We start from the raw sequence: 11,894 nt of genomic DNA, 5'->3' as shown, positions 1-11,894 counted from the left end.
CCACTATCACTATTTCCTGAATGGCCCGGTCTCACGATAAAGCTTGTTCTTAAAACTTCCTCTCTTTGCTATGCAACGGCCTCGTCGGTACCGGTACCAAAAAGTTCGGGGCTCTCTTCACGGGGATGAGGGTCCTAGGAGAAGTCTATTCCCTGGTGGTGGACGCCATGGTGATGGCGCGGCACCGGTCTTTGGGAAAAATGGGATGAATCAGCCCCTCTGGGCGAAACCGATCCAGTTGATGTTGACGTAGTCGGTCGGGAACGCAAGCTTCAGCCGGTGCTGCCCAGCCGGCAGGGTGACCTGCACCGGGACGGTCCGGAAGACCGGCCAGTCGCCGGTGTTCGGGACGTTGACCATGGCGACCGGGGTCGTGCCGTCGTCCAGGTAGACCTGGACCGATGAGCCGGCGTGGGATGAAGCGACCCTGAACCCGGCGTCGTAGGTGCCGGCGGTGGTGACGTTCACGGTGTACGCCAGCCACTCGCCGGCCCGGATCCAGCCGACGTTCGGACTGTGATCGATGTCGAGCACCTCGATGTCCACATCGTCCTGCCGGTAGACTCCCCCTTCATTGCCGGCGGTGGTGTCATGGTACGCGATCCCCTCGCCGCCGTGCTCGTAGTCCTCGGCCTGCAGCGTGCCGGGGATGGTGTGCGGACCGTTGTACGCCAGGCCGGTCACCGTCGGTGCGACCGTCGTGACGGTTGGTACCATCGTGGTGTTCGTTGGGACCAGCGTAGTCAGGGTCGAGGTGACCGGGTCGGTGACGTTGACGCAGTCATCGACCGTCTTCACCTGCGTGCCATTCGGGCCGATCGCATAGAGGGAGACGGTGTACTTCCCGGCGGTATCGTAGACATGCACCGGGTTCGGCTCGAACGAGGTCGCCCCGTCCCCGAACTGCCAGTAATAGTACTGGACCGAGCCGTTCACCGACTCGTTGAACCGCACGCCGAGCGGTGCGAGGCCGGCCGTCACGTTCGCCGAGAACCCGACCGTCGGCGGGTTGGTGACGGTAATGTACCCGGACTTCTGCGTGTAGACGCTGCCGTAGTCCGCACCGGAGACGACCAGCGTCACGGTATAGGTCCCTGGCTGCGAGTAGGTGTGGACCGGGTTCTGCTCGGTCGACATCTGCTCGTCGCCGAACTGCCACTGGTACCCGCTCGCTCCGGTCGACTGGTCGGCGAACTCCACGGTGAACGGCGTCCGGCCGGCGGTCGCGTTCGCGGTGAAGTTGGCGACCGGCACCGTGTTTACGATGATGCACCGGTACTGGATCGCCGTATCACTCGCCAGGTCGTTCGAGGCGGTCAGGGCCACATTGCAGGCGCCGGTCTTATTGAAGACGTGCGTCGGGTTCTGCTCGGTCGAGGTGCTGCCGTCCCCGAAGTCCCACGTCCATACGGTCGGAGAGCCGATCGACTGGTCCAGGAACCGGACCGAGTACGGGGCCTGGCCGACATGGCCGAAGGCGTAGAAGCCGGCGGTAACGGCCTGCGCTGGTGCCGGGGGCGGAGTCTCCGGGGCGAACTTCTGGACCCGGTTGTTGCCATTGTCGGTCACGTAGACGTTCCCGGCGCTGTCGACGGCGACACCCTGCGGATTGCCGAACTGCCCATCTCCCAGGCGACTAGCCGAACCATCATTGCCCCAGGTCGTGATGAAGGTACCACTCGCATCGAACTTCTGGACCCGGTTGTTCAGCCAGTCAGCGACATATACGTTGTCAGCACGGTCCACGGCGACATCCACGGGATAACTGAAATGCCCGTCTCCCGAGCCGGCACTGCCCATTGTCCTGCTGAATCCGCCGGACGGATTGAACTTCTGGATCCGGCTGTTCTCCATGTCGGCGACGTAGACATTGCCGGTGCTGTCGACGGCGACACCGATCGGCCCGGAGAACTGTCCGTCTCCCGAGCCGGCACTGCCCCATCCCTGGAGGAAGGTGCCGGCCGCATCGAACGTCTGGACCCGGTTGTTGCCCGTGTCGGCGACATAGACGTTCCCTGCGCTGTCGACGGCGACCCCCCGTGGTTCTCTGAGCTGCCCGCCCGCCGAGGCGGAACCGTTCCATTGCGCGAGGTATCCGCCGTTCGAATCGAACTTCTGGATCCGGCTGTTATAGGTATCGGCGACATAGACGTTGCCGGCGCTGTCGACGGCGACATCATGCGGCTGGTTGAACTGCCCGTCTCGCGAGCGGTCTTCCAGACCGTCATTGCCCCAGGCCTGGAGGAATCCGCCTGACGAATCGTACTTTTTGATTCGGGCATTCTCCGAGTCGGCGACATAGACATTGCCGGCGCTGTCCGTCGCGATACCCCAGATACTGTAATAGGAGTCGTTCAACGCGGCCGAAGTGTCCCATTGTGTGGAGTACACATATCCACCATCGGCTGAAACGGTCTGGACGGCACTGCACAGGAGCAACAGGAGACACAAAAAATACAAATTATACGAAAATTTCATTCAACACCACACAGAATATTTAGAATGGGCTTTTCCTGTCATTAACCCTGCCTCCCTGGGCGGGAGAGATGGGTCACTATCGGGGTTCCCCGGTCTTCGTCGAAGTGAGGGGCCTTCCCGGAGCGGAGCGGTTCTCCGCCCACCCCGGCGAGGTCACAACGTTTATCACCTCAGACTGAGATCTCTCGATCGCCCCAGCTGGAGAGACAGACCATCTGTCGTGCTTCCCACGCGAGGTGCCATGCCATTCCTTCTTCCGGGCGCCAGCTCAGCAACCGCCGCTTCAGAGCAGAGCGGCCAGGAGGATATGATGGACCAGATCTCATCTGCTTTTGGGCGCCTCCGCGCCCTGGCGCCGGCGGCTCTACTGCTGCTCGCGCTCTGCCTGCTCGTCGGAGGTGTGCAGGCATCGTATACCCCCGGCATCCAGCGCTATGTCGCCGGGGACGTCCTGGAGATCACCGCAGCGAACCAGACCGATCGCATCGTGGTTGCGAGCGTGGACACGACCGGTTCGATCCCGTACTACACCACGTTCGACGTGGTTTGGAACGCGGGACGATGGGAGATTCCAGGGTACTGGAACCACGACTTCACGGTCGACGAGCAGAACCTCGTCGAGAACCTGCAGGCCCGCCGTGTCGGCCACGTCGACCCGATCCTCGTGATCATCACGGACACGACGGTCACCGGCGGTGACATGCAGTATACCGGGCTCTCGCTGGCCGAGGCGCTGGCCGGCGTCGTCTATCCGGTCGAGCCCGCACCGGGCGAGTCCCCCTCGATCTCCCCGATCTACGCCGCCGGCGACATCCTCGGCAACGTCTCCGACCCGACCCGGGGTGAGATCGTCTCGAAGGTCTTCGAGCGGGACAACGAGACGTGGTACAACACCTACATCGACACCGTCAGGTCCACAGACCGCTGGATGATCGAGAAGTTCTACAACGGCGACTTCAGATATCCCGAGAGCGTCCTGAACCAGAGCGACCTGCGCCGCGTCGCCCACGCCGACCCGCACATCGTGATCGTGAACGACACGACCACGAGCACGGGCGAGATCGGCTGGTACCGCCTCTCCCTCGCCGAGGTCCTCTCCGGCAAGAGCTACGACCACATGGGGAACTGGCACTTCGTCACCGGCGACATCCTCGGCAACGACACCGCGCCGACGCGATTCATCGTCACGAATGCGACCACGCCTGAGTTCGGCCCCTCGCACTACACGCTTCACGAGGTCGTACGCGGTGCCGACGGCTGGGAGATCCCGGATTACGTGAACGACGGCCTTCCCCTCGCGGTGGCGCAGGAAGCGCAGCTCGACGCCATTCCCCTCACTCTCATCGACCACACCGACCCCCACGGTGCTGTCGTGACGGACCGGACGATCGCCGGCGGGGACATTACCTACTTCGGCCTCTCGCTCGGCGAGATCATCGAGGGGACGCCGGGTTACCCGCCAGAAGAGCCGCCGATCGTCGGCGGTGACGTCGGGTACTTCCTGGTCTCGACCGCGCCGGCAGGCGCCTCGATCTACCTCGAGGACCTCTCCTCAACGAGGTACCCGGTGGGTACCACGACGGACGGACCGCTCAACGTCACCATCCACCTCACGGCCACACCGATGAGGAAGGTCATCGCGACCCTCTCGGGGTACCACGACGCCGTCTGGAACATCACGCAGTACCCGGCGAAGGGTCAGACCGTGCCGGTCACCCTGACGCTCGAGACGTCGGCGAACGGAACGCCGGCGCCGTACAAACCGCTCTCCGTCCCGGGCCAGGTCCAGGCCGAGGACTACGATCTCGGCGGCGAGGGGATCGCCTACCATGACACCACCGCCGGCAATGAAGGGGGAGCCTACCGGCAGGACGACGTCGACATCGAGACCGCCGGCGGGATCACCGATGTCGGCTGGATCCGGGGCGGCGAGTGGCTCGCGTACACCGTGAACGCGACCACGCCGCAGACCGTCGTCCTCCGGCTCTCGGCCGCGAACCCGGACGCGACCACGAAAAGGGTCGCCATCTCGACCAACGGCACGGCCGCAGGGACGGTCGATCTCAGGCCGACCGGGTCCTTCGGCACCTTCCTCATCCACGACTCGACACCCTTCCCGCTCCCCGCCGGAGCGACCACGGTCCGGCTCTCGTTCGACGGCATCGAACGGGTCAACCTCGACTACCTCGACTTCGAGCTGCCGGCGACGCAGGAGCCGACGCCCGTCCCGACACCGACGCCACACCTCCTCATCTCCACGCCCGGCCTTCACACCCTCGACGGTGACCTATCGGCCGACGGGATCGGGGTCCTGATCACGAGTTCGGACGTCGTCCTCGACGGCATGGGCCACAGCATCGTGGGGGCCGGCGCAGACGGCTCGATCGGCGTCTACGCCACCGGACTCGCCACCCCGACGTCGCCCGGCACCATCGCGAACGTCACCATCCGGAACCTCTCCGTCCGCCACTGGGACGAGGGGATCCGGGTCGGCGGAGCATCGGAGACCGTGGTCGAGGAGGTCGTCGCCGAGCAGAACCGCGTCGGGATCAGCTACGGCCCCCGGGGGGGGACCACCCATGACCACGTCCTCCGCGACTCCGTCCTCAGAGAGAACACCGACCTCGGGCTCGCCCTCTCCTACCCGGCCGGGGGCTTCGCGGTCGAACGATGCTCGATCACCGGCAACGGCGTGGGCGTCAGCGGTGACATGCTCCAGTCGAGCGATCGCACCACGAACCACATCGCCGACTGCGACGTCTCGGAGAACGCCGGCGACGGCCTCACCAGCAGGGACGGCTCCTTCGCGGTCGTCCGGAACTGCACCTTCCGCGCCAACGGCGACGACGGCCTGGAGTTCGTGCACGGCGGCGCCGAGATCGTCGGCAACCGGATCGAGGGGAACGCCGGTGACGGCGTGCACGCGTCCGATCGCGGCGGGTGCGACATCCATGGCAACTGGATCACCGGCAACGGCAGGGGGTTCGTCGGCGGCGACTGGGGGTCCCGCGTCCGGAACAACTACCTGAACAACACCGACAACGGCTACTTCGGGTCATTTGAGTCCGGGCAGCTGAACTACGAGAAGACGGGCGGCGCGAACATCGTCGGCGGCCCGTACCTCGGCGGCAACTTCTGGGCCAACCCGAACGGCACGGGCTTCTCGGAGACCCACCCGGACGCTGACCGCGACGGCATCTGCGACGTCCCCTATGTCGTCAATCCGGAGGAGGGCGTCACCGACTACCTGCCGCTCGCGCCGTCGCCCGGCACGCCGGTGGTCGCCCCGGCGCCGTACACGCAGCACCCGGTCCCGGGCAGGATCCAGGCCGAGGAGTACGACCTCGGCGGCGAGGGGATCGCCTACCATGACACCACCGCCGGCAACGAGGGCGGAGTCTACCGCCATGACGACGTCGACATCGAGACGGCCGGCGGGATCACCGATGTCGGCTGGATCCGGGACGGCGAGTGGCTCATCTACACGCTGAACGTCCCGGAGGGCGGGCCCTACCTCATGACCGCCCGCGTCGCGACCCCGAACGAAGGACTTCAGGCGTGGATCTCGGTCAACTCGGAGAAGGAGCCCTTCCTCATCAGGTTCCCGAAGACCGGGTCGTTCACGACGTACACGACGGCGGTCGAGGAGTACGTCTCCCTGCCGGCCGGGAACACCACCGTGCGGCTGACCTTCGAGGGCGACGGTCTGAACCTCGACTGGATCGCGTTCGCGCCGCAGCCGCAGACTCGTGAGCCGTTCCAGATTCCCTGCACGATCCAGGCCGAGGACTACGATCTCGGCGGGTATGTCGACACCACGCCCGGCAACCAGGGCGGCGCGTACCGTCAGGACGACGTCGACATCGAGACCGGTGCCAGCGGCTACGATGTCGGCTGGATCCGCACCGGTGAGTACCTGACCTACACCGTGTATGTCGCAGAGGGCGGAACCTACGAGATGACCGCCCGCGTCGCGAGCCCGAACAGCGGGCGGACGATCGTGCTGTCGTTCTTCGGCGAGACGCTCGCGACGGTCGCGGTCCCGAAGACCGGGTCCTTCGACACCTACCGGACGGTCTCGGTCCCTGTCACCCTGACGTCCGGGTACCACCCCCTGAGACTCACCTTCCAGGGCGACGGCCAGAACCTCGACTGGATCGCGTTCGCGCCGGCCGGCCAAACGACGACGCCGACGACACCGGTCCCGTCCGGCGGGGCCTCGTTCGTCGCCGAACCGACGACGGCCCCGCACGGCAGCGCCGTGAAGTTCACCCTGACCCCGGCGGAGGGAAAGAGCATCGGCTCGGTCCTCTGGTCGTTCGACGCCCCGGCCCACCTGGAGACCTGGAACTCGCGGACGGTCGCCCCGACCTTCTTCTACCCGGCCGCCGGCACCTTCTCGCCGCTCGTGACGGTCACCTACACCGACGGCTCGACCGAGACCGTTCAGCGGACGGGGTACATCCGGGCCACCTGAGCCCGACCGCCGGCGCCCGGGCCGCCCCCGGGCTCGCCACCCTCCCCGCGGGGTTCTGGATCGATCCCTACAGACCGTTGAAGAGCAGGACGATATCGTCGAAGTCGATCCTGCCGTTCTTATTGAAGTCGAAGGCGCCGACCGGCTCGTTCGCGGCGATCCAGTCCATCTGGGTGAAGAAGAGGACCACGTCGTCGAAGTCATGGACCCCGTCGCCATCGATGTCCTCGGAGAGCCCGTCACCGGCGAGGTCCCGGGGGGCGTTCCCTGACGGGGGGACCGGGGCGACGGCCGGGACGAACGTCTGGACCCGGTGGTTGCTCCAATCGGTTATGTACACGGTGCCGGCGCTGTCGACGGCGATCCCCCGCACCTCTCTGAACTGCCCGTCGCCGGAGCCCAGGCCGCCCCATTCCGTGATGAACGTCCCGGCCGGCGTGTATTTCCGGACCGCGGACCGGATCAGCTGGGGAGGGGGGGTCGTATCCTGGATCCCGGATTGGATCGCCAGCCAGCCGGTCTTCTGGAACTGCACGCAGGCTGCATATACGTTTCCTGCGCTGTCGACGGCGACCTCATAGGGGTCCTGGAGCTGCCCGTCTTCAGATCCGACACAGGCCCATTGCCTGATGAAGGTGCCGTTCGACGTGAACTGCTGGACCCGGTGATTCCCGGTGTCGGCGACGGAGACGGTGCCGGCGCTGTCGACGGCGATACCCGACGGATTGATGAACTGCCCGTCCCCCAAACCATTCCCGTCCCAGTACTGGATGAATGTCCCGGATGCGTCGTACTTCTGGACCCGGTCGTACGTCAGGTCGGTCACGTAGACGTTCCCTGCGCCGTCGACCGCGACATCGAACGGCCGGTCGAGCTGCCCGGCTCCCGAACCGGCCCTACCCCACGCCGCTATGAAGGTGCCGTCCGGGGCGAACTGCTGGACCCGGCGATTATCCGTGTCGGCGACGTAGACGTTGCCGGCGGTGTCGACGGCGACACCCTCCGGATAGTTGAACTGCCCGTCCCCCGCACCGAAACCTCCCCATTTCCTGAGGAAGGTGCCGTTGGCGTCGAACTTCTGGACCTGGTCGTTCCCGGTGTCGACGACGTAGACGTTGCCGGCGGTGTCGACGGCGACACCATGGGGCGCCCTGACCTGCCCGTCGAACGAGCCGAGACTGCCTCCCCATTTTTGGAGGAAGGTGCCGTTCGACGTGAACTTCTGGACCCGGTCGTTCCCGGTGTCGACGACGTAGACGTTCCCGGCGCTGTCGACGGCAACACCCTCCGGATAGTTGAACTGCCCGTCGCCGGAGCCATAACCGCCCCAGTTCCTGAGGAATGTGCCGTTCGACGCGAACTGCCGGACCCGGCTGTTGCTCCTGTCGGCGACATAGACGTTCCCTGCGCTGTCGACGGCGACACCCTCAGGATACTTGAACTCCCCCGAGCTTTCACCGCCCCATTTCTGGAGGAAGGTGCCGTTGGCATCGAACGTCTGGACCCGGTTGTTGAACGAGTCGACGACGTAGACGGTGCCGACGGAGTCCACCGCGACACCGGACGGCCAGCGGAACTGCCCGTCCCCCGAACCATTACTCCCCCACTTCATGAGGAAGGTGCCGTTCCCATCGAAAGTCTGGACCCGGTTGTTCTGCTCGTCGACGACATAGACGGTGCCGGCGCCGTCGACGGCGATACCGGTCGGCCGGTTGAACTGCCCGTCACCGGAGCCCAGACTCCCCCATTTCATGAGGAATCCGCCGGTCGGATCGAACTTCTGGACCCGGTTGTTGAACGAGTCGACGACGTAAACATTCCCTGCGCTGTCGACGGCGATCGCCATTGGAAACTGCATCTGCCCGTCGCCGAGGCCGGAACCGCCCCATTGGGTGATGAATGTACCGTTCGCGGTGAACTTTTCGATCCGGTGGTTCCACGTGTCGACGACGTAGACATGGCCGGCGGTGTCGACCGCGGCGGCCGCGGGCTGGTCGAACTGCCCGTCACCAGGACCGTAATCGCCCCATTGCGCGGCGTACACGTACCCTCCTTCGGCCGAGACGGCCAGGAGGCTGCTACAGACGATCAGAATATAAAGTATGTCCAGACAATACGAAGCCCTCATGCAGAACCACCACCATCACTATTTCTGAATGGTCCGGTCCCACGATAAATCTTGTTCTTAATACTTTCTTTCGTCGCTATGCAACGGTCTCGTCGTCTCCGGGGACAAGGTCGGGGACGGCGAGCCGCTGAAGAACAGAGGAGATGTTCCCTGACTTCCCGGACGCGGGCAGGGCCTCTGTCGACGGTTTGGTATTCCCGGTCCACCGGTCCAGCCAGTCGAGGACCGTATCGTGCCAGAGGATACTGTTCCCCGGTTTCTGCACCCAGTGGTTCTCGTCAGGGAAGTAGAGGAGCCTGCTCGGGATGTTCCTCCGCTGGAGGGCCGTGAAGACCGCGAACCCTTCCGTCTCAGGCACCCGGTAGTCCTTCCCGCCCTGGATGACCAGGGTGGGCGTCTTCCAGGCGTCGACATGCTCGGCCGGGTTGAACCGGGAGTACGCCTCCGGGTTCTCCCACGGAGTGCCGTTATGATTCCATTCAGGGAACCAGAGCTCATCGGTATCGAAGTACGACTGCCGGATATCGAAGGGGCCGTCATGCGTCACCAGGCACCGGAACCGGTCCGGCCAGGCCCCTGCGATCCAGTTGACCATGTACCCCCCGTACGAGGCGCCGAGCGCGGCGACCCGGTCCCCGTCCATCCAGAGATTCTCGTCAAGCGCCGCCTTCAGCCCTTTCTGGAGATCCTCCAGCGGTTTCCCGCCCCAGTCCGCCTGTATCGAGTCGGTGAAGCCCTGGCCGTATCCGACCGAGCCGTGGAAGTCGATGGTCACCACCGCGTAGCCCCGGCCGGCATAGACCTGGGGGTTCCAGCGGTAACTGAACTCGTCAGGAAACGAACCCTGGGGTCCGCCATGGATCAGCAGGGCGACCGGGTAGCTCTTCGCAGGATCGAAGTCCACGGGTTTCACCACATAGCCGTAGACGGTCTCATTGTTCCAGCCCGAGAAGGAGAACTGCTCGTACTCTCCCATCCGGACTTCGGCCAGCCGGTCCCGGTTGATCTGCGTGATCTGCTCTGGATGGTCTCCGTCGGGATCGATGGTGTAGAGATCGGCCGGGGCGGTCTGGTTGGCCAGGGCGTAGACGAGCCGGTCCCCGATGGTGCCGACCGAGGAGACCGAGCCGTGCCCGACCAGGGTCCTGACCGCTCCGGTGGCCGGGTCGATCGCGAAGAGCGCCCTGTTCCCGGTGTCCATGGCGGTCACATAGAGGGTCTTCCCGTCCTGCGACCAGGCGATGGAGGACGGAGAGCGGTCCCAGGAGGCGGCGATCTCCCGGTCCTCCCCGCCGGGCCAGGAGCGGAGGATGATGCGGTACCGGTCGGCCTCGTAGCCCGGACTGGTCATGGCGAGGTACGCGAGGGTGGTGCCGTCCGGCGAGAAGGCCGGCCGGGTGATCCAGGCCCGGTTCGCCGGCGTGAGGTTGACGGGCGGCTCGGTCCCGGCGATCGAGGCGCGGTAGAGGTTGTGTCCGGTGCTCCACATCTCCTCGCGTCCGGTGTCGGCCGCCGAGAAGACGATCCCGGCGCTGTCCGGGGTGAACGCATACTCCTCCGGCCCGCCGAACGGGTCCGAGGGGCTGTCGGCATCCATCGTCCGCATGACATCGACCGGTTCCCCGGCGGCGAGGCCCATCACGAAGATATGGTTCCGCCGGCCGTCCCCGTACGCGTCCCAGTGGCGGACCGGGAGGGCGTCGTACACCTTTCCGGACGCGTTCTGCTGCTCGATGGCGGTCAGGTCTGCGGCCGTCTCGTCGATGCCGGCGCCGGGAAAGACCGGCATGGAGAAGGCGAGGCTCTTCCCGTCAGGGGAGATCTTCAGGTTCGAGCAGTCCAGCGGAAGGTCCGTGACCTGCACGGCCTCTCCGCCGGCCGGGGAGACCTTCCAGACCTGCGAACTGCCCGACCTGGTGGAGAGGTAATAGACGGTCGAGGAGTCGGGCGACCAGCAGGGGTTCGCATCGTTGCCGGGCTGGAAGGTCAGCTGGCGGAGATCGGTGCCGTCGGGCCTGACGATCCAGAGGCTGGTCAGTCCCCTGTTGCCGGCCAGGTCGGTGCTGCGCAGGGAGAAGACGATCCAGGCCCCGTCCGGTGACGGGGCGGGTGCTCCGACCCGCTGGAGGGTCACCAGGTCGTTCACGGTGAAGGGATGCGATGCTGCTGCGGCGAGCACCGGGACGGCGGTTCCGAGGAGGATGCCGGCGACGGCCAGGCAGAGCAGCGCGGCCCGTTCGATCCTTCTGATCTCCATCTATGATAGTCACAAAACGGGGATTTATGGGTTGTGTGATGAGTGCACGTTGTGGTTCTTTCTGGGGGGGCGGTGGGGTGCAAGAGAGGTGATTCTTCTGTTTTTTCCCCCATCTGCTGGTGAACTCATCAGCCTGAAACAGCAGGCCCAGAGAGACCACGGTTCATCCCCACGGTTGTGGGGAACTCAAATTGAGGAGGATATCCTTTCCTACCTCCTCCGGTTCATCCCCACGCTTGTGGGGAACTCGAGGTTTCCAGCTATATCGCCGGCGGATGGTACGGTTCATCCCCACGGTTGTGGGGAACTCGTCGGCGGATCATCGTCAACATACCTCTGCGACGGTTCATCCCCACGGTTGTGGGGAACTCGCCGAGATAGACAGGCTCGCCAAGAACGTGACCGGTTCATCCCCACGCTTGTGGGGAACTCCAGTGGAGCGAGCACACTGGCGGGCAACTGCTCGGTTCATCCCCACGCTTGTGGGGAACTCGTCCAGGTCATTGATTGTGGTTTGGAGTTTGTCGGTTCATCCCCACGCTTGTGGGGAACTC

Annotated in this window: 4 protein-coding genes and 1 CRISPR repeat array (1 of these 5 running past the window's edge); of the genes, 1 reads left to right on the top strand and 3 read right to left on the bottom strand. The window is 65.0% G+C overall.

What is annotated here, in order from left to right; all coding sequences use genetic code 11:
- Nucleotides 1–210: 210 nt before the first annotated feature.
- The gene (locus ACFKSJ_RS02710; protein WP_440950736.1) at nucleotides 211–2,439 is read right to left on the bottom strand and encodes a PKD domain-containing protein; all 2,229 of its coding nucleotides are present in this window, start codon (nucleotides 2,437–2,439) and stop codon (nucleotides 211–213) included.
- Between the two features lie 280 nt (nucleotides 2,440–2,719).
- Between ACFKSJ_RS02710 and ACFKSJ_RS02705 the strand changes: the two genes are divergently transcribed.
- Entirely contained in the window at nucleotides 2,720–6,955 is a 4,236-nt protein-coding gene (locus tag ACFKSJ_RS02705) for a carbohydrate-binding protein (protein ID WP_440950735.1), read from the top strand.
- Between the two features lie 67 nt (nucleotides 6,956–7,022).
- Here the strand turns inward: ACFKSJ_RS02705 and ACFKSJ_RS02700 are convergent, their stop codons facing one another.
- Nucleotides 7,023–9,083 (bottom strand): 6-bladed beta-propeller, encoded by a 2,061-nt coding sequence (locus ACFKSJ_RS02700; protein ID WP_440950734.1) that lies wholly within the window; start codon nucleotides 9,081–9,083, stop codon nucleotides 7,023–7,025.
- A gap of 76 nt (nucleotides 9,084–9,159) precedes the next feature.
- Complete coding sequence (locus ACFKSJ_RS02695; protein ID WP_440950733.1) at nucleotides 9,160–11,340, bottom strand: dipeptidyl-peptidase 5; 2,181 nt, start codon at nucleotides 11,338–11,340, stop codon at nucleotides 9,160–9,162.
- A gap of 159 nt (nucleotides 11,341–11,499) precedes the next feature.
- Nucleotides 11,500–11,894: a CRISPR direct-repeat array (repeat unit 29 nt; unit sequence CGGTTCATCCCCACGCTTGTGGGGAACTC); it runs 2,745 nt beyond the window's last position.

The sequence above is a fragment of the Methanosphaerula subterraneus genome (assembly GCF_052055875.1).
Lineage (GTDB): Archaea > Halobacteriota > Methanomicrobia > Methanomicrobiales > Methanospirillaceae > Methanosphaerula > Methanosphaerula subterraneus.
This window is presented reverse-complemented; position numbering and strand designations above follow the sequence as displayed.